Origin of the sequence: Serratia quinivorans (assembly GCF_052113645.1) — a bacterium.
GTDB classification, from domain to species: Bacteria; Pseudomonadota; Gammaproteobacteria; order Enterobacterales; family Enterobacteriaceae; genus Serratia; species Serratia quinivorans_B.
Genome location: NZ_JBIEIU010000004.1, coordinates 78,820 through 96,244, shown reverse-complemented (window position 1 = coordinate 96,244; position 17,425 = coordinate 78,820). Strand labels below are relative to the sequence as shown.

Here is a 17,425-nt window from a genome sequence, read left to right as displayed (position 1 = left end):
GGGATCAGTTAGTTTCCGGCTTCACTTCGATATAGTCCAACTGCAAGACGCTGCTGGTGTAGCCGCGGATCTTGTTGGTCATTTCGATATCGCCGTTCAGCTTGTGGCCGTAGGACGGAATGATCTCTTTCAGTTTGCTCTGCCATTCCGGCGTCGCCACTTTATCTTTGAACACTTTTTCCATCAGGTGCAGCATGATCGGTGCCGCAGTAGATGCACCCGGTGATGCGCCCAACAGAGCTGCCAGGCTGCCATCTTCGGAGCTGACCACTTCGGTGCCGAACTGCAGCACGCCGCCTTTATCTGCATCTTTCTTGATGATCTGCACGCGTTGGCCGGCGGTCCACAGTTTCCAGTCGGCCTGTTTGGCTTGCGGGAAGTATTCTTTCAGCGCGGCGAAACGATCGTCGTCGTTCATCATCAGCTGGCCCACCAGGTATTTCACCAGGTCGAAGTTATCCAGCCCGACGTGGGTCATCGGCATCAGGTTGGACGTGCTCAGCGAGTGCAGCAGATCGAACAGTGAACCGTTTTTCAGGAACTTGCTGGAGAAGGTGGCGAACGGCCCAAACAGCACAACGCGCTTGCCGTCCAGCATACGGGTATCCAGGTGCGGAACCGACATCGGTGGCGAACCTACGCTGGCCAGACCGTAAACCTTGGCCAGGTGCTGGTTGGCGACTTCTGGGTTGGTGGTGACCAGGAATTGGCCGCCGACCGGGAAACCGCCGTAGCCGTCAGCTTCAGGAATGCCGGACTTCTGCAGCAGCGTCAGGGACGCACCGCCCGCACCGATAAACACGAACTTGGCGTTAACGGTGGTTTCTTTACCGTCACGGTTCAGATCGGCCACGGTCACGCGCCAGGTGTTGTCGGCGTTGCGCTTGATGTCGCGCACTTCATGGCTCAGGTTCAGCTTGAAGTTCGGGGATTTGGTCAGCGTATCGACCAGTTGGTGGGTGATCACGCCAAAGTTAACGTCGGTGCCCAGCGGCATGCGGGTCGCCGCAATTTTCTGTGCCGGGTCACGGCCGTCCATCACCAGCGGTGCCCACTGTTTAATCTGGTTGGCGTCTTCGGAGTACTCCATACCACGGAACAGGGTGCTGTGCTGCAGCGCCGCGTAGCGTTTGCGCAGGAAGTTGACGTTATCGTCACCCCAGACAAAGCTCATGTGCGGTACGCTGTTAATAAAGGATTTTGGATCTTTCAGGACGTTATTTTTAACCTGATAAGACCAGAATTGACGAGAGATTTCAAAAGACTCGTTAACCACCACGGCTTTACTGATGTCGATGGTGCCGTCTTTTTTTTCTGGAGTGTAGTTCATCTCGGCAAAGGCGGAGTGACCGGTACCGGCGTTATTCCAGCCGTTGGAGCTTTCTTCCGCTACGCCGTTCATGCGTTCATACATGTCGATGGACCAGTTCGGCTCCAGCTCATGCAGGTAAGTTCCCAGCGTGGCGCTCATGATGCCACCCCCGATCAGAACCACATCAACGGACTTAGTCTCTTCCGCTGCCGCCTGTTGCGTGACACCAAACAGGTTCAGACAGAAGATCAGGACGAGTAATTTTCTCATTGAATCAAATCTCTTGTGTGTAAATTCTACTCATTGCAGGTGAAAGAATTTATTGGGAGCTACCCTGAAAATAAGTAAAACTAACCCGCCCGGCAAAGCCGAGTGACAGTGATAATGTCTTTTTGTTAATCGTTTTTCTTAACGAAAAGTGAATTATTACAGGCTGTCTGGGGACAGGTTGTTCAACTCTGGTTACTGCGGGGATATTATTGTTTGCAATATTGTTAAAAACTACTTTTGTAACTAAAAAAAGTCCAATATAAGCAGGAATAATTCATTTTTATTTCTATTTAAATATAACCGCTAAATTAACAGGGTTTAATTGCCGCCGAATTAAACGATATTCCACTATCACACAATATTTATCGAACAATGGCAAATATCAGTCGGTAACAAAAAGAAAATGGCCGTCATACACAGCAGGCGGCCTCTGACCGATTAACGGGGTTGCCAAACGCCACTGGTGGCGGTGTCGGCGATGTAGGCGCTGAAATCGCGCGGTGCTCGTCCCAGGCTGCGCCGAACGCCGTCTGTCAGTGACGCGTTGCGCCCATCCAGCACCGTGCTGAACAGATACTCCAGCAGGGTGATCATTTCCGTCGGCAGTTGCGCCTCGCGCAGATAACCGACGTAATCCGCGACCGGTACCTGATGATAGTGGATCTCTCGTCCACTGGCGGCGGCGATCTCGCTAATGGCCTGTTCGAAGGTCATCAGGCGCGGGCCGGTCAATTCATACAGCGTCTTGCTGTGGCCCGGCTGGGTGAGGGCGGCCACCGCCACTTCGGCAATATCTTCCGCATCAATAAAAGGTTCGGGGATCTCGCCCGGCGGCAGATAGACACTGCCTTTGAGCAGGTCATCAAGAATAAAACTCTCGCTGAAGTTCTGCATAAACCAGCTGGCGCGCAATATCGTCCAGTCCGCGCCGCTGCGTTCAACCACTTGCTCTGCCTGACGGGCTTCGTCCTCACCGCGCCCGCTGAGCAGGACGATCTTTTGCACGCCGCTATTGACCGCCTGCCGACAAAAACGTTCTACGGTCTCAATGGCACCCGGCACCGCCAGATCGGGCTGAAAACTGAGATACAGTTTTGTCACCTGCTGTAAGGCCGGTTGCCAGGTGGTGCTGTCTTGCCAGTCGAAGGGAACGGCGGCGCTGCGATGTCCGGCGCGTACCGAAATACCCTGCTGTTGCAAACGTGCCGCTACACGGCTGCCGGTTTTCCCGGTAGCGCCTAAAACCAGAATGGGTGAGGCTTGTTCGCTGCTGTTCATGATGTTGCTCCTAACGTGAGTGTTACTCATGTTTTGTAAATATGAGAAACCCTCGTATTATTGTCAAGGCTGTTTTTTGTTCAAAGGACGAAGCGCGATGAATGATAAGCAAAAAAATTTATCCCCACTGCGGCGTAAACCCAGTCAAACGCGGAGCCGCGAGAAGGTGGAGCTGATCCTGGCCTGTGCGACCGCGTTGATCGCCCAGCAGGGCAGCGATGCGATGCGCATGAGTGAAGTGGCGCAAAATGCCGGCATTTCGATTGGCGCGCTGTACCAGTACTTTCCGGACAAAACCGCGATAGTGCGTGTTTTGGCGCAGCGCTATAACCAGGAAGCGCGGGAATGTATCGAACAAGGTTTGGCTCAGGTGCAGTCGTTACCTCAGTTGATCGAGGCTTTTAATCGCCTGATCGACGAATATTACGCCCTGTTTATGGCTGAACCCGTGATGCGGGATATTTGGGCGGCGACGCAGGCCAATAAAACGCTGCGTGAGGAAGAAGTCACGGAAAGCCGGCTGAACGGCGCGTTGCTGGCGGCGGCGATAGGTCGGTTGCGCTCGCAGGCGGATCCCGTTGCGGTGGAGAACGCGGCTTTCTTGCTGATGCATTTAGGGGAGGCCACCATGCGGCTGGCGGTCAGCACCGGCCCTGATGAGGGCCGGGAACTGGTGGCGAGTTATAAACAAATGGCGGCCAGGATGCTGGCTGACGCTTAGCGGCGCTCCGGTGCCGAAGCCTGACGATCGCTTTACTTAATCGCCATGGCGTCGCGCATGGTATAGAACAGATCCGTCTGATCGGTTAACCCAACCACGTTGGCGGCATGCGGACCGTAGGCGGCAACGCGCAGTTGGGTACCGGTATGTCCCTGCGAATCCTCTTCCGAATTACCGTAACTGAGGGTCATCGGCGCGCCGTCTTTGGTGGTCAGCGTTTGCGTCAGGCCCGGAGCTTTGGCGTCGGCGGCGATAATCTGGCTCGAATGAGCATGGTCAGCGGTGACAATCACCAGGGTGTTGCCGTCGGCGCGGGCGAATTCCAGCGCTTTCTGCACCGCTTCATCCAGATCGACAGTTTCACCAAACTGGCCGCACGGATTGGCGGCGTGATCCTGTTTGTCGATCGACGCCCCTTCAACCTGCAGGAAGAAACCGTTTTGATGGGTTTTCAGCAGATCGATAGCCTTTTCGGTCATGGCCGCCAGCGTTGGGATATCGGCGGTACGCGCCGGGTTGTTCTCGCAGGTTACCGCCGGCTGGTCGATATTGCCGTGGTAGCTGGCTTTTGGCCCCAGCCAGCGCACCGGCATATTGCCGGCGGCAAACAACCCCAGCAGCGGTTGTTGTTGGTTGGCAACATTGACGGCGTTCAGGGCTGCAAGATTTTCCACCCACTGATAGCCCTGTGCTGCGGCCTGTTCCTTCAACGATTTTCCCTGCCATTCGCCGCTTTTAGCCAACTGATTAAAGGATTTTGCTCCGCCGCCTAAGGTGACGTCGGCACGGGTTTTGAGCAACTGCTCGCTGATGGAACCGCGGCCGCCATTTTCCAGCGCGTTGGTGGCGCATTTTTCGCTGGTTTCTTCCGGGCCGTAACATTTACGCGAAGTGACATGGGAAATTTGTGCCGCCGGGGTGGCATCTTGCAGCTCGGCGCTGGAGACGTTGCCGGTGGCTTTACCCGCCGCTTTGGCGATTTCCAGCAGCGTCGGCTGGTCTTTGCCGTTGACGTCGACACCCAGTGCGCCGTTATAGGTTTTTACGCCGCTTGACCAGGCGGTCGCCGAGGCGGCGGAATCAGTGACGTAATTCGGCTTGTGGGTTTTCTTATCCAGCGAGTAATGGGTGTATTGGCCGGTCAACGGCAGGGCATCGATGCCTTTAAAATAGCCGCCCGCGCCTTCGGCGTAGTTGCGCGCCGAGGTAATTTCCGAATCACCCATGCCATCGCCGATCAGCAAAATTACATTTTTGACCGTTTTGTCAGACAACGAAGCTTTCAGTGCGGCGGTTTGATCGCCACTCAGGCGACGTGCGCCACCCGGTTCAACGATGTTACCGCGTGCCGCGCGCTCGGTAAGGCCAGCGGGGTTGGCCGGCGTATCATCGGCAAGGGCGGTGGAACAAAATAAGGCGGATAACACGGCACCGGCGATCAGGGATAGGGGCTGCAGCATGGGGGAAAGCTCCTTGTCGTAATAAATAAATATAAACAGCATCAATTTGTTACGCAGGGAGAGTAGAGCAGGGGTGTGACACTTTTATGACGATGGCCGTTGCGAAGATGGGATAGCCGGGCGACTATCCCAGGTAATAAATTATTCGCTACGGGCTGGAATGTTGAGGCCGCGTTGTACCGCCGGACGTGCCAGGCCGCGCTCCAACCATTGTCCTACGCGAGGGAAACTGTCGAAATCCACCAGCTCACGCGCTTCGTAGAAGCCGATCAGATTACGTACCCAACCCAACAGTGAAATGTCGGCGATGGTGTAATCCTGGCCCATGATCCAGTCGCGGCCTTCAAGCCGACTTTCCAGTACGCCAAGCAAGCGTTTTGACTCATTTTTATAGCGCTCCAACGGGCGTTTATCTTCGTATTCACGACCGGCGAAACGGTGGAAGAAGCCAAGCTGGCCGAACATCGGGCCAACCGCCGCCATCTGGAAAAACACCCACTGGATGGTTTCATAGCGCAGGGCCGGATCCTGCGGCAGGAACTTGCCGCTTTTCTCTGCCAGATACAGCAGGATGGCGCCGGATTCAAACAGGGGCAAAGGTTTGCCGCCGGGACCGTCGGGATCGATAATGGACGGGATCTTGCCGTTCGGGTTCAGCGACAGAAACTCTGGCGTCCAGGTTTCGTTGTTGCCGATGTCGATCAGGTGCGCCTCATACGGCAGACCGATCTCCTCCAGCATGATGGACACTTTTACCCCGTTAGGTGTGGGCAGTGAGTACAACTGCAGCCGTTCCGGGTGCTGTGCCGGCCACAGTTTGGTGATTGGGAATTGGGTTTGGCTGAGCATGGTGAGTCCTCGGGTTGACGGTTTGTCTATTGAGTATTGCACCAAAACTACCCTGTTGCGGGGTTAAACCGTGAGGTCAAAATGTGCTTTCAGTGCTTTTTTCCCGCTGGCGGTGAGCTGCAGTTCACGACTCTCCAACTGGCGTTTTATCCAGCCACGACGGATAAATGCGGTAAGCATCGCGGCACCTAATGCACCACCCAGATGGGCCTTGCGCTCGCTCCAGTCCAGGCAGCCGCACGCGAAGCGCCTTCGTGAGGGCGCAGGAGAACAGTCGACGCCCAACCGAGTGAGTGCAGCGTGGCCGGCCTCGCTTAACCGATAGTCTTCTTCACCTTCTAACCAGGTTAGCTGATGCAGGCGTTGGTGCAGTTTTACCGCCACTTCACCGGCCAGATGGTCATAACAGGTACGAGCGAACTGCAGTGACGTCGGAGTAGTGCTTTTCACCACGGGCTTTTCGACACCGGCCAGTGCCATTAGCGTTTCCAGCGCGGCGGCGACTTCCGGCCCCGCCAGTCGGAAATAGCGGTAACGCCCTTGCTTGACGCAGGCGATCAGTCGTTGTTCCTGCAGGCGTGCCAGATGGCCGCTGGCGGTAGAGGCGCCAACGTCCACCGCGGCGCTGAGTTCGGTGGCGGTATAAGCGCGGCCGTCCATCAACAGGCACAGCATGCGCGCCCGGGTGCGGTCGGCAATGGCACCGCTCAGTGCCGCCAGACGATCTTCAATATCGATGTTATTCATACTTCGAGATTAGGCGAAGTATGGCTGTGCGTCCACCGTTAGGATGAGTTCACACCGGCCAAGCCTACTGGAGAACTTCATGGCAACCTGCCCTTATTCCCGCGCCATTGCTGCCGTCACGGCCGATGATCCTCGGGCCAGTTATATGCAATTGGAACCCATGCAGTTTCAGCCGCATCTGCACGTCTGGGTCGCCGCTGCACCTTGGGTGGCGCGGGAGGTTTTGCACAATATCGACTTTGGGGTACGTCCCGCTCATGAGCCGATCCCGATAGCCCTACTGAATACGGCGGCGCAGCCTATCTTCGGCGATCTGGTACGTATGCAAGATGGCGAGGGGCATCTCAGGCTCAAAACGGCCATTTTGCAGACGTTAGCCGCTGTTGACCTCAACCTGTTCCAACAAACCGCCAGGGCGACGGCGCTAGCATTGATGCCCTCTTTGCCGGATGCGAACCAGATCACGCGTTTTAACTATGCGCTGCCAGTGTGCGTTATTGCGGCACTCTTGGGTGTCCCGGAGGTGGAATGGGCGGCATTGGTTGATGAAATACTGGATTTTTCCCGTTGCCTTGCCCCTGGTGGCAGTGAGCCGCAGGTGGCCCGGGGGATCCTGGCGGTGGAGCGCATTTCGGCTCATCTGGAAAATTGTGGCGGTCCTTTATGGCTGCAATTGCAGATGGCCTGCGCGAGGCAAGGTATCGAGCCTCAGGCCGTAATGGCTAACGCCATTGGCCTGATGTTTCAAGCCTGTGAGGGTACAGCCGGCTTGATCGGCCAGGCGCTGTTGTTGATGTGTGACGACGCGGGGAGTGAACAGGAACGGCTCGAAAAGGTACTGGCTGATACCCCTTCGATTCAAAATACTCGTCGCTTTGCTTTGCAGGATACACAGGTTGCCGGCTGTCCGGTGTCGGCCGGGCAATCGGTCTTGGTGTTGCTGTGCGCGGGAGGCGAAAGTTTGGCTTTCGGCGCAGGGGCGCATCGTTGCCCTGGGGAGGCGTGGGCGAAAATTATCGCACAGTGCGGCATTCAGCATTTATCCGCATTGGGTGTGGATAGGCCGGCGTTGAACAAGGTTCGGTGGCGGGTTTCGCAAAATGCGCGCGTGCCTGAATTTTATCTCTGACAGGAGTTTTATATGATTGCCGTGATTTTTGAATTGCAGGCCGCCGATGGCCAGCGTGAAACCTATCTTGATTTGGCCGCCGATCTGAAGCCGCTACTGGCAGAAATTGACGGTTTTATTTCCATTGAACGTTTTCAAAGCCTGGCCGATCCGCAGCGGCTGCTGTCACTGTCCTTTTGGCGTGATGAGACGGCGGTACAGCAGTGGCGAAATGTCGAGCAGCACCGAGCCGCACAGAAACGGGGCCGCCATGGCGTGCTGGCACAGTATCGCCTGCGGGTGGCTGAGGTGGTGCGGGACTATGGTCTGGATCAGCGAGAACAGACCCCGCATGACAGCCGTGGCTATCACGCAGGGTAAAGTGCGCGGCCAGTATCAGTTATGACTCTGTGAGGCACAGCGTTGTTGACAATATTTGGGGATTTGCCTTATTGATAATGTATGAGCATAAACAAGGTTTCATTCGCGCAGATTATTATCACCATTCTCGGAGTGGTGGGATAGCGCGTCTCTGTCATGCTAAAACCCGCCGGTAAGGCGGGTCATCTTTTCCTCCTGCCGGTACTCACCTTCAGGAGAATGCTATGAATAATTCCTCCCACGCCGTTTTACATTTGATGTGCGGCAAAGCCGGCTCCGGCAAATCAACCTTGGCAAATCGACTGGCGCAGCAGCCCCATACGCTGCTGATCGTTGAAGATAGCTGGTTGGCGACGTTGTATGACCAGCAGATGAAAACCCTACAGGACTACGTTCGTTATTCCGCCAACCTGCGGCAGGTGCTGAGCGAGCATTTGGTACAACTGCTGCGGCATGGTCTGTCGGTGGTGCTGGATTTTCCGATGAATACGCCGGATCGGCGCTTATGGGCCAGACAACTGGCGGAGGAGGCCGGTGTGGCGCACTGCCTGCATTTTCTGGACGTCAGCAATGCGCAGTGCAAGAGCAGAATAAAACACAGAAATGAGCAAGGTGAACATCCCTTTGTGCTCAGTGAAGAGACCTTCGATCTGCTCACGCAATATTTTGTCGCCCCTACCGAGGAAGAACGCTTGAGCCTTATCAGATACGGTGAATAGATGGGGTGAAGCGCAGAGACTGCGGAGAAAAGCATCCGATACCGGCGACGGTAAAGTCGCCGGTATCCTCAGGATCAGAAAGGTTTGGTTGGCAGGTATTTCCCATCCAGCGTGATCACCGCACGTTCGCCACCGTCCGGATCCGGCACTTTTTTGATATCCAGCTTGAAGTTAATCGCGCTGATAATGCCGTCGCCAAACTGTTCGTGCACCAAGGCTTTCAGCGTGGAACCGTAAATTTGCACCATTTCATAAAAGCGATAAATGGTGGGGTCGGTCGGGACGCCACCGGGAATGCTGCCGCGCAGCGGAATGGTCTGCAGCAGACGGATGGCGTCTTCATCCAGATCCAGTTTCTCGGCGACCACGCGCGCAGCCTGTTCCGGCAATGGATGCTGGCCCAGCAGGGCGGCGGTAACGAAAGCCAGACTCAGCCCGGTACCCTGGTTAATGGCTTCGAAGGTCAGGTTTTTGCGGATCTTGGCGGCCATAATGGTGTCGGTCAAGGCTTCGCGTGGGGCTGAGTAATGCAGTGACTGTGTCATGTTATCTCCTTATTGAGATTAAAAACGGGATACGGCAGAGGTAGCCGTGACATTGGGATTAGTGGCCAGTGGAATAAAGCGGCGGGTTTCGCCATCCAGCGCTTCAATACAGCCGCTGGCAATGTCATAGACCCAACCGTGCAGCTTCAACCGGCCCTGCTCAAGCGCCAGTGCCACGGAAGGGTGGGTTTTGATGTTGGTCAGTTGCGCAATGACGTTTTCACGCACCATCGAACTGACGCGTTCGCCTTCAGAGGGATGCGGGTAAGCCTGATTGACGGCCTTGGCGGAGTCTGCATAGCGCAACCAGTTCGCCACGGTGGGCATGTGATCCAGACACTGACAGGTGGCGATGGCGGTCATCGCACCGCAATCGGAATGCCCGCAGATCACGATATCTTCCACGCCGAGCGCGGCGACGGCATATTCCACCGAAGCGGATACGCCACCCGGTTCCGGGCCAAACGAGGGCACGATATTGCCGGCATTGCGGATCACGAACAGGTCACCCGGCTCACGCTGGGTGATCAGTTCCGGCACCAGACGGCTGTCGGAACAGGAGATAAACAGGGTGCGCGGGTTCTGCTGCGTAGCCAGCCGCTGGAACAATGCCGTACGTTCAACAAACGCCTCGCGCTGGAACTTGAGAAAACCTTCGATAACCTCTTTCATACTGCCTCCATCTGGTTGCTGTTAAGCGATGGATGCATGATGCGCCGCTCTGGCTATAGGGTCTAAGACCCATTTATAATGGTTGTCATAGGAATTACTAATAATAGAGGCGTTATGCTGCTGCGACACATCCGTTATTTTCTTGCCGTTGCCGAGCAGGGGAACTTCACCCGCGCGGCCGAAACGCTGCACGTCTCACAACCCACACTGTCTCAGCAAATCAAACAGTTGGAGGAAACGCTGGACACACCGTTGTTTGATCGTTCTGGGCGTACAGTGCGCCTGACCGACGCCGGTGTGGCCTGGATGCGTTATGCCCAACTGGCGTTACAGGATCTGGACGCCGGTACGCGGGCAATCCATGACGTGGCGACGCTGGAGCGCGGTAACCTGCGGCTGGCGATGACGCCAACCTTCACCGCCTATCTGGTTGGGCCGGTTATCGACGCGTTTTATCGGTGTTATCCGGGCGTTTCGGTCAGTATTCATGAAATGACGCAGGACAGAATGGAGGCACTTCTGGCGGAAGATAGGCTGGATCTGGGAATTGCTTTCAGTCAGGCACAGTCGACGGATATCGAGGCCGAGGACTTGTTTCGCGAATCGCTGAATATGATGGTTGGGGAGCCTCACCCGCTGGCTCAACAGCGCGAGCCTTTGACTGCGCAGGCGTTCGAGCAGCAGCCGCTGGTGTTGCTGAGTGAGGATTTCGCTACTCGCCAGTTTATCGACGATTATTGCCGGCAGCAGGGTATCCGTCCGCGGGTGGCGATGGAAGCCAACGCGATTGGCGCCATCATTGAAATTGTGCGCCGTGGCCAGTTGGCTACCGTGCTGCCGACCGCGATCGCATGGGAAAACCCGCAGTTGCGGCCGGTATTGCTTACTCACGCCATGCCAGCCCGCCGGGCGGTGCTGCTGCAACGCAAAGACGCCTACCGTAGCGCGGCGTCACGGGCGTTTATCGAGGTCTTGCATCGACAGGAATTAATCTCGGCACCCTCCAGCCCGGTATAAATCCGGCTGAATACCGTGGTAGTCTGGCGCAGAGAGCGGGTCCGACAGTTATTTCATTCCTGGCTGAGAGGGAGGTTTTTATGAAAAGGATCTTGAGCGTTATTACTTTGGTTGTTGTTGCTTTCTTTTCCCTCGACGGCTACGCCGCTGAGCAACGCCGTGAAGTGACAGAAAATAATTTATCCAGGGTGACTCATTTCTCTTTGGGCATGAATGGGTTTGTTGGTATTGGCAGTGCTGGCGAGACCGATGTAATAGAAATCCTGACCTACGAGGATGCGGACGCCGTTTTCTTGCGTATTGCCAATAATCCGCAGGCAACCCCGGAAGCTAAACTTTATGCTGCCTGTGGCTTAAAAAAGCTCAATAACAAAACCGGCGAACCCATTTTCACCCAAGTATGGGATAAGCCGGTTTCGGTATTGAAAGGGGATGTTTTAAGGAAAGAAAAATTCAGGGATGTTTATTTCAGTATTTTAAAACAAGGGTGTTGGTAAACCCACGCATTAAACCCCGCAGGCCGAGAAGTTCTCCCCGCCTGGCCTGCCACCGCACCTTTGCTCAAATTGTCACCGAAACTTCCCGCGATCTCTGTTTCCCGTTATGGCATAATGCGCGCCAAATCACATTCCCAATGATATGAAGAGCGAGCGCTGTGTTAAGCACTAACAACATCACTATGCAGTTTGGCAGTAAGCCGCTGTTTGAAAACATCTCCGTTAAGTTTGGCGGCGGTAACCGCTATGGTTTGATCGGGGCTAACGGCTGCGGCAAATCCACCTTTATGAAAATCCTGGGCGGCGATCTGGTTCCGAGCGGCGGCAACGTGTTCCTCGATCCGAACGAGCGTCTGGGTAAACTGCGTCAGGATCAGTTCGCCTTCGAGCAATACAGCGTGCTGGACACCGTTATCATGGGCCACCATGAACTGTGGGCGGTGAAGGAAGAGCGCGACCGCATTTACGCTATGGCCGAAATGAGCGAAGAAGACGGCTATAAAGTGGCCGATCTGGAAGTGGCTTACGGCGAGATGGACGGTTACACCGCCGAAGCGCGCGCCGGCGAACTGCTGCTTGGCGTAGGTATTCCGGTTGAGCAGCATTATGGCCCGATGAGCGAAATCGCACCGGGCTTCAAACTGCGTGTGTTGCTGGCGCAGGCGCTGTTCTCCGATCCGGAAATTCTGCTGCTCGACGAACCGACGAACAACCTGGACATCGACACCATTCGCTGGCTGGAGCAGGTGCTCAACGATCGTAACAGCACCATGGTTATCATTTCGCACGACCGTCACTTCCTGAACATGGTATGTACGCACATGGCGGATTTGGACTACGGCGAATTGCGTGTGTATCCGGGCAACTACGACGAATATATGACGGCGGCGACTCAGGCGCGTGAACGTCTGGTTGCAGATAACGCCAAGAAGAAGGCACAGATTAACGAACTGCAGTCGTTCGTGAGCCGCTTCAGCGCCAACGCCTCCAAATCCAAGCAGGCGACCTCGCGTGCCCGCCAGATCGACAAGATCCAGCTGGAAGAAGTGAAGGCTTCAAGCCGTCAGAACCCGTTCATCCGTTTCGAACAGGACAAGAAACTGTTCCGTAACGCGCTGGAAGTGGAAGCGCTGAGCAAAGGTTTCGACAACGGTCCACTGTTCAGCAAGTTCAACCTGATGGTTGAAGTCGGCGAGAAAGTGGCGGTGCTGGGGCCGAACGGTATCGGTAAATCTACCCTGCTGAAAACGCTGGTGGGCGATACGCAACCGGACAGCGGTACCGTGAAATGGTCTGAAAATGCCAAGATCGGTTACTACGCTCAGGATCACGAATACGAATTCGATGACACCCTGACGGTGTTCGACTGGATGAGCCAGTGGAAGCAGGAAAAAGACGACGAGCAGGCAGTGCGCAGCGTACTGGGCCGCTTGTTGTTCAGCCAGGACGACATCAAGAAGAAAGTGAAGGTGTTGTCGGGTGGTGAAAAGGGCCGCATGCTGTTCGGCAAGCTGATGATGCAGCGTCCTAACATCCTGATCATGGATGAACCGACTAACCACCTGGATATGGAATCCATCGAGTCGCTGAACATGGCGTTGGAAATGTACGAAGGGACGTTGATCTTCGTTTCCCACGACCGTGAGTTCGTGAGCTCGCTGGCGACCCGTGTACTGGAAATGACGCCGACCAAGGTGATCGACTTTACCGGCAACTACGAAGACTATCTGCGTAGCCAGGGTATCGTGTAACTCATCGGTAGGGGCGCAGCATGCTGCGCCCGTAGATCGAACCAGTGACGGATTTGTCATTTATTTAAGGCGGGAGCATTCCCGCCTTTTTTGTTCCCGCTATTCCCCGCCGCAAACCTCGCACTGTGGATCCTTCGGCAGCTTCATCTCGCGAAACTGCATCGTCATGGCATCAAACATCAGCAATTTTCCGGTCAGCGGCTGGCCGTACTGCGCCAACAGTTTGATGGCTTCCATCGCTTGCAGAGTGCCGATGGTGCCCACCAGCGGTGCCATTACCCCGGCCTCGACGCAGGTCAGGGCGTTGTCACCGAATAATCGGCTCAGGCAGCGATAGCAAGGTTCGCCAGGCTGGTAGGTGAAGACGCTGAGCTGCCCCTCCATGCGGATAGCCGCACCGGACACCAGGGGTTTACGCTGTGTATGGCACAGGCGGTTCAGCAGATCTCGCGTCGCCACATTGTCGGTGCAGTCCAGCACCAGATCGCTGGCGGCAATCTGCGCCGCCATCTGTTCGTCGTTCAGTTGCCCATCAACGGCGTCAATGCGGATATGCGGGTTGATGGCGCTCAGCTCGATGCGCGCCGATTCGACCTTCGCCATACCGATGCGCGCGTCGCGGTGCAGGATTTGGCGTTGCAGGTTGGAGAGCGAAACGGTGTCGAAATCAACCAGCGTCAGGTGGCCAACGCCCGCGGCCGCCAAATAGGGGGCCGCGGCGCAACCCAATCCGCCGAGGCCGACAATCAGCACCCGGGCGGCTTTCAGCCTTTCCTGGCCGTCGAAGTCAAAGCCGCGCAGAATAATCTGGCGGTTATAGCGCAGCGTTTCGGCATCGGTTAATTCCGGCAACATGTTCAGCTCCTCAGCAGCGCGTTGAAGGGCTCAATTTCCACCTTCTCACCGACCGCCACGGAGCCGCGTTCGCGTTCCAGTACGATAAAGCAGTTCCCCTGGCTGAATGAGCTGAATACGTGCGAGCCCTGATGGCCGGTGGTGCTCACTTCCAGCTCGCCCTGAGCATTGCGGGTAAACACGCCGCGCTGAAAATCGAGGCGACCCGGCGCTTTCTTCAAGGGTGTCACAGCACGTGCCTGCAAGCGCGGGGGTAAATGCCAGTCGCTGTGGCCCGCCAGTTTCGCCAACAGCGGCTGCACCAGTTGGTAGAAGGTCAGCGCTGCGGAAACCGGGTTGCCCGGCAGGCCGCAGAACCAGGCCTGTTTGAGTTTACCGAAGGCAAAGGGCTTGCCGGGTTTGATTGCCAGCTTCCAGAAGCTGACTTCGCCCAACTCGTCGAGCATCTGTTTGGTGTAGTCGGCTTCACCGACCGAGACACCGCCGCTGCTGATCACCACGTCGGCCTGACCGTCCGCCTGTTCAAAGGCAGCGCGCAGGGCGTTTTGATCATCACGGATAATCCCCAGATCCAGAACCTCGCACCCCAGTTGCTCCAGCATCAGGCGCACGGCAAAGCGGTTGGTGTCATAGATTTGGCCTGCCTGCAGTGGCTGCCCGACCGGTTGAAGTTCGTCACCGGTAGAGAACACGGCGACTTTCAGTTTACGCACCACCAGCACCTCGGCGACGCCGAGCGAGGCCAACAGTGGCAACTGCGCAGCGCCCAGTCTGATACCTGCAGGTAAAACCCCGGCCCCCTGACGAATATCTTCCCCCGCCAGACGAATATTTTGCCCGGCTTGTACTGCTGCCGTGAAGCGCACGCCGGCATCGCTGACCTCGGCCTGTTCCTGCATGATCACCGCCTCGGTTCCGGCAGGGATCGGGGCCCCGGTCATGATGCGTATGCAGGTACGGGCCGGCCAGTCGCCGTCGAACGGGGCACCGGCAAAGGCTTTGCCCGCCACCGGCAACGGCGCGTTGGCCTGCAGGTCGGCGAGGCGTACGGCATAACCGTCCATGGCCGAATTGGCGAAGGGTGGCACATCAATCGGCGAAATGACCGGTGCGGCGGTAATACGGCCGGCGGCGGCGGTCAGGGCAATGGATTCGGTCTGTTGCAGGGGAGTGATCTGGCTGAGCATCTTCTCCAGCGCCTGCTCCAGGGAAATGAGATCGGAAGTATGGCAATGATCCATAAAGGCAACTCCGTAATCAGGGTGCGCGAAAATAGCGACAAAGTGGGGGTATTATGAAGGATGCTATGCTGATGTAAACAACGGGAGGCAGTGATGCACAGACAAGTATTAGACTTTTGGTTCGACGAAATCGAACCGGCAATGTGGTTCAAAAAGGACGATGATTTTGATCGCCTGTTGCATACGCGTTTTGGCCAAATCTGGCAGGCCGCTGCGGCCGGCGAGCTGGCGCACTGGCGAGAAACCATTGAAGGGCGGTTGGCGGAGGTGATCGTGCTCGATCAGTTCAGCCGTAACCTGTTCCGCGGCACACCTCGTTCATTTGCCAGCGACTGCATGGCGTTGGTGCTGGCGCAGGAAGCGGTTCGCAGTGGGCAGTGCGAACGGCTCAGTCCAGAGCAACGGGGCTTTCTCTATTTGCCGTTTATGCACTCGGAATCGGCATTGATCCATCAACAGGCGTTGGCACTGTATAGCGAATTGGGCAATGCCGATCAGCTGGAGTTTGAATTGCGGCACAAAGCCATTATTGACCGTTTTGGCCGTTACCCGCACCGTAATGCGATATTAGGGCGAATCTCCACCCCGGAGGAAGAAGCCTTTTTGCTGTTGCCAGGTTCGGGGTTCTGAATATTGATCATCTGCGTTCAGCCGGCCAAAAAACAGCAGGTTGAACGCACAGCGGCTAAATATTTAGAGAGATCGGTTATTTCTGCAGGTAATGGCGGTGTGTCTCTTATGGGTTTTTACCAAAAATCCCAGCCGTTATTCAGGGTGATTCAGACACTTTATAACCCTCTGTTTTTATTCCATTAAGCTATTTCAATGTGCGAAATAATCTAAGCGGGCTACGCTAAAAGTTGGGCGGAGACTTTATGCTTTACTTCGATTGCGCGGCTAAATATAGTCGGGAAAAGACCCAATAATAATGATACCCGTCCCTTGTTGGTTGCCGCGTTTCCGGCGGCCGCCAAGGTGAATATATTTCCCCTTCAATGACGGGGATGCGGGATTGGCAGGATTAACACAGGGTGTCAGGCAAATGAGCAAACCAGTGATTGCCATTCATGGCGGCGCAGGCGCAATTACCCGTGCGGCGCTGAGTGCTGAAAAGGAACAAGAGTATATTCAGGCGCTGTCCGATATCGTCGTTACCGGTCAGCAGATCCTGGCCCGGGGCGGCAGCGCCCTGGATGCGGTCACCGAAGCAGTGAGGCTGCTGGAAGAGTGCCCGCTGTTTAATGCCGGCAAAGGGTCGGTGTTCACCCATCAGGGCACCCATGAGCTGGATGCCTGCGTGATGGATGGACGCACCTGCGATGCCGGTGCCGTGGCCGGCGTCAGCCGAATACGTAACCCGGTGCTGGCTGCGCGTGCGGTACTGGAAAACAGCCAGCATGTGCTGTTCGCCGGAGAGGGGGCCGAGAAATTTGCCGCCGCCCACGATCTTGAAATGGTCGCTCCCGATTTCTTCTTTACCCAGGCCCGTTTTGACCAACTGCACCGCGCTCAGGCGGAGCAGGGACGTGTGCTGCTCGATCACGACGGTGCTGCGCAGAGTAGTGAACCTATCGATCCCGATCGCAAATTCGGTACCGTCGGCGCGGTGGCGCTGGATGCGCTGGGTAACCTGGCTGCGGCAACCTCGACCGGTGGCATGACCAACAAACAAGCCGGGCGGGTGGGGGATACCCCCATTATCGGCGCCGGATGTTATGCCAACAATGCCACGGTGGCGGTGTCCAGCACCGGCACCGGGGAAATCTTCATGCGCGGCGTGTCGGCCTATGACGTTTCCGCGTTGATGGAGTACGCGGGACTCAGCCTGCAGCAGGCCACCGACCGGGTGGTGATGGAAAAATTGCTGGCGATGGGCGGCAGTGGCGGCATGATTGCCATCGACAGTCACGGCAATGTGGCGCTGCCTTTCAACAGTGAAGGCATGTACCGCGGTTTCGGTTATGTCGGCGATGCGCCGTCCGTAGGGATTTACCGCTAACCG

The 17,425-nt window shown here is 56.2% G+C and carries 18 protein-coding genes; 9 read left to right on the top strand and 9 right to left on the bottom strand.

Going from position 1 to position 17,425, the window contains the following annotated elements; translation table 11 throughout:
- Positions 1-4: 4 nt before the first annotated feature.
- Both ACGS9J_RS09630 and ACGS9J_RS09625 read right to left on the bottom strand, forming a co-directional pair.
- On the bottom strand, positions 5-1,582 hold the full coding sequence (locus ACGS9J_RS09630) for a malate:quinone oxidoreductase (protein WP_442230703.1): 1,578 nt from the start codon (positions 1,580-1,582) through the stop codon (positions 5-7).
- Between the two features lie 438 nt (positions 1,583-2,020).
- Positions 2,021-2,860, bottom strand: coding sequence for an NmrA family NAD(P)-binding protein (locus ACGS9J_RS09625; protein WP_442230702.1), 840 nt, complete (start codon positions 2,858-2,860; stop codon positions 2,021-2,023).
- 97 nt (positions 2,861-2,957) lie between these two features.
- On the opposite strand from ACGS9J_RS09625, the gene ACGS9J_RS09620 reads away from it, so the two are divergent.
- Positions 2,958-3,581 (top strand): TetR/AcrR family transcriptional regulator, encoded by a 624-nt coding sequence (locus tag ACGS9J_RS09620; RefSeq protein WP_442230701.1) that lies wholly within the window; start codon positions 2,958-2,960, stop codon positions 3,579-3,581.
- Positions 3,582-3,613: 32 nt separating this feature from the next.
- Here the strand turns inward: ACGS9J_RS09620 and phoA are convergent, their stop codons facing one another.
- From phoA to ACGS9J_RS09605, 3 genes are all read right to left on the bottom strand, one after another.
- A complete protein-coding gene (phoA, locus tag ACGS9J_RS09615) occupies positions 3,614-5,041 on the bottom strand; it encodes an alkaline phosphatase (RefSeq protein ID WP_442230700.1) in 1,428 nt (475 codons plus the stop codon).
- A gap of 141 nt (positions 5,042-5,182) precedes the next feature.
- Complete coding sequence (locus ACGS9J_RS09610; RefSeq protein WP_442230699.1) at positions 5,183-5,890, bottom strand: glutathione S-transferase N-terminal domain-containing protein; 708 nt, start codon at positions 5,888-5,890, stop codon at positions 5,183-5,185.
- 63 nt (positions 5,891-5,953) lie between these two features.
- Positions 5,954-6,637 carry an ArsR/SmtB family transcription factor gene (locus ACGS9J_RS09605; RefSeq protein ID WP_442230698.1) on the bottom strand — a complete coding sequence of 228 codons (684 nt, stop codon included), beginning with the start codon at positions 6,635-6,637 and terminating at the stop codon, positions 5,954-5,956.
- A 79-nt stretch (positions 6,638-6,716) separates the two neighbouring features.
- Here ACGS9J_RS09605 and ACGS9J_RS09600 point away from each other — a divergent pair, with 79 nt between their 5' ends.
- The 3 genes from ACGS9J_RS09600 (at position 6,717) to ACGS9J_RS09590 (ending at position 8,845) form a co-directional block, all read left to right on the top strand.
- Positions 6,717-7,766 carry a cytochrome P450 gene (locus ACGS9J_RS09600; RefSeq protein WP_442230697.1) on the top strand — a complete coding sequence of 350 codons (1,050 nt, stop codon included), beginning with the start codon at positions 6,717-6,719 and terminating at the stop codon, positions 7,764-7,766.
- A gap of 12 nt (positions 7,767-7,778) precedes the next feature.
- The gene (locus ACGS9J_RS09595) at positions 7,779-8,126 is read left to right on the top strand and encodes an antibiotic biosynthesis monooxygenase family protein (RefSeq protein ID WP_442230696.1); all 348 of its coding nucleotides are present in this window, start codon (positions 7,779-7,781) and stop codon (positions 8,124-8,126) included.
- A gap of 224 nt (positions 8,127-8,350) precedes the next feature.
- The gene (locus ACGS9J_RS09590; RefSeq protein ID WP_046374090.1) at positions 8,351-8,845 is read left to right on the top strand and encodes an AAA family ATPase; all 495 of its coding nucleotides are present in this window, start codon (positions 8,351-8,353) and stop codon (positions 8,843-8,845) included.
- Positions 8,846-8,919: 74 nt separating this feature from the next.
- Here ACGS9J_RS09590 and cynS read toward each other — a convergent pair whose 3' ends face one another.
- Positions 8,920-9,390, bottom strand: coding sequence for a cyanase (cynS, locus tag ACGS9J_RS09585; RefSeq protein ID WP_442230695.1), 471 nt, complete (start codon positions 9,388-9,390; stop codon positions 8,920-8,922).
- Between the two features lie 18 nt (positions 9,391-9,408).
- Complete coding sequence (locus ACGS9J_RS09580; protein ID WP_442230694.1) at positions 9,409-10,062, bottom strand: carbonic anhydrase; 654 nt, start codon at positions 10,060-10,062, stop codon at positions 9,409-9,411.
- Positions 10,063-10,176: 114 nt separating this feature from the next.
- On the opposite strand from ACGS9J_RS09580, the gene cynR reads away from it, so the two are divergent.
- The 3 genes from cynR to ACGS9J_RS09565 all read left to right on the top strand — a co-directional run bounded on the left by cynR (position 10,177) and on the right by ACGS9J_RS09565 (position 13,327).
- On the top strand, positions 10,177-11,079 hold the full coding sequence (gene cynR / locus ACGS9J_RS09575; protein ID WP_442230693.1) for a transcriptional regulator CynR: 903 nt from the start codon (positions 10,177-10,179) through the stop codon (positions 11,077-11,079).
- 80 nt (positions 11,080-11,159) lie between these two features.
- Positions 11,160-11,576 carry an MchS3 family protein gene (gene mchS3, locus ACGS9J_RS09570; RefSeq protein ID WP_442230692.1) on the top strand — a complete coding sequence of 139 codons (417 nt, stop codon included), beginning with the start codon at positions 11,160-11,162 and terminating at the stop codon, positions 11,574-11,576.
- Positions 11,577-11,734: 158 nt separating this feature from the next.
- The gene (locus tag ACGS9J_RS09565; RefSeq protein WP_442230691.1) at positions 11,735-13,327 is read left to right on the top strand and encodes an ABC-F family ATPase; all 1,593 of its coding nucleotides are present in this window, start codon (positions 11,735-11,737) and stop codon (positions 13,325-13,327) included.
- Positions 13,328-13,426: 99 nt separating this feature from the next.
- On the opposite strand, the gene moeB is transcribed toward ACGS9J_RS09565, so the two are convergent.
- Both moeB and moeA read right to left on the bottom strand, forming a co-directional pair.
- The gene (moeB, locus tag ACGS9J_RS09560) at positions 13,427-14,182 is read right to left on the bottom strand and encodes a molybdopterin-synthase adenylyltransferase MoeB (RefSeq protein ID WP_442230690.1); all 756 of its coding nucleotides are present in this window, start codon (positions 14,180-14,182) and stop codon (positions 13,427-13,429) included.
- A 2-nt stretch (positions 14,183-14,184) separates the two neighbouring features.
- A complete protein-coding gene (moeA, locus tag ACGS9J_RS09555; protein ID WP_442230689.1) occupies positions 14,185-15,423 on the bottom strand; it encodes a molybdopterin molybdotransferase MoeA in 1,239 nt (412 codons plus the stop codon).
- Positions 15,424-15,516: 93 nt separating this feature from the next.
- On the opposite strand from moeA, the gene ACGS9J_RS09550 reads away from it, so the two are divergent.
- Both ACGS9J_RS09550 and ACGS9J_RS09545 read left to right on the top strand, forming a co-directional pair.
- Positions 15,517-16,053, top strand: coding sequence for a DUF924 family protein (locus ACGS9J_RS09550; RefSeq protein ID WP_442230688.1), 537 nt, complete (start codon positions 15,517-15,519; stop codon positions 16,051-16,053).
- A gap of 412 nt (positions 16,054-16,465) precedes the next feature.
- A complete protein-coding gene (locus ACGS9J_RS09545; protein ID WP_442230687.1) occupies positions 16,466-17,422 on the top strand; it encodes an isoaspartyl peptidase/L-asparaginase family protein in 957 nt (318 codons plus the stop codon).
- The last annotated feature ends 3 nt before the right edge of the window (positions 17,423-17,425 follow it).

What these genes read in the sequence shown, in the direction of transcription:
- ACGS9J_RS09550 (WP_442230688.1), top strand. Translation starts at nt 15,517, where the DNA reads ATGCACAGACAAGTATTAGACTTTTGGTTCGACGAAATCGAACCGGCA.
- ACGS9J_RS09545 (WP_442230687.1), top strand. Translation starts at nt 16,466, where the DNA reads ATGAGCAAACCAGTGATTGCCATTCATGGCGGCGCAGGCGCAATTACC.
- mchS3 (WP_442230692.1), top strand. Translation starts at nt 11,160, where the DNA reads ATGAAAAGGATCTTGAGCGTTATTACTTTGGTTGTTGTTGCTTTCTTT.
- ACGS9J_RS09625 (WP_442230702.1), bottom strand. Translation starts at nt 2,860, where the DNA reads ATGAACAGCAGCGAACAAGCCTCACCCATTCTGGTTTTAGGCGCTACC.
- ACGS9J_RS09610 (WP_442230699.1), bottom strand. Translation starts at nt 5,890, where the DNA reads ATGCTCAGCCAAACCCAATTCCCAATCACCAAACTGTGGCCGGCACAG.
- ACGS9J_RS09605 (WP_442230698.1), bottom strand. Translation starts at nt 6,637, where the DNA reads ATGAATAACATCGATATTGAAGATCGTCTGGCGGCACTGAGCGGTGCC.
- ACGS9J_RS09590 (WP_046374090.1), top strand. Translation starts at nt 8,351, where the DNA reads ATGAATAATTCCTCCCACGCCGTTTTACATTTGATGTGCGGCAAAGCC.
- phoA (WP_442230700.1), bottom strand. Translation starts at nt 5,041, where the DNA reads ATGCTGCAGCCCCTATCCCTGATCGCCGGTGCCGTGTTATCCGCCTTA.
- cynR (WP_442230693.1), top strand. Translation starts at nt 10,177, where the DNA reads ATGCTGCTGCGACACATCCGTTATTTTCTTGCCGTTGCCGAGCAGGGG.
- ACGS9J_RS09595 (WP_442230696.1), top strand. Translation starts at nt 7,779, where the DNA reads ATGATTGCCGTGATTTTTGAATTGCAGGCCGCCGATGGCCAGCGTGAA.
- ACGS9J_RS09600 (WP_442230697.1), top strand. Translation starts at nt 6,717, where the DNA reads ATGGCAACCTGCCCTTATTCCCGCGCCATTGCTGCCGTCACGGCCGAT.
- ACGS9J_RS09580 (WP_442230694.1), bottom strand. Translation starts at nt 10,062, where the DNA reads ATGAAAGAGGTTATCGAAGGTTTTCTCAAGTTCCAGCGCGAGGCGTTT.
- ACGS9J_RS09630 (WP_442230703.1), bottom strand. Translation starts at nt 1,582, where the DNA reads ATGAGAAAATTACTCGTCCTGATCTTCTGTCTGAACCTGTTTGGTGTC.
- moeA (WP_442230689.1), bottom strand. Translation starts at nt 15,423, where the DNA reads ATGGATCATTGCCATACTTCCGATCTCATTTCCCTGGAGCAGGCGCTG.
- ACGS9J_RS09620 (WP_442230701.1), top strand. Translation starts at nt 2,958, where the DNA reads ATGAATGATAAGCAAAAAAATTTATCCCCACTGCGGCGTAAACCCAGT.
- cynS (WP_442230695.1), bottom strand. Translation starts at nt 9,390, where the DNA reads ATGACACAGTCACTGCATTACTCAGCCCCACGCGAAGCCTTGACCGAC.
- moeB (WP_442230690.1), bottom strand. Translation starts at nt 14,182, where the DNA reads ATGTTGCCGGAATTAACCGATGCCGAAACGCTGCGCTATAACCGCCAG.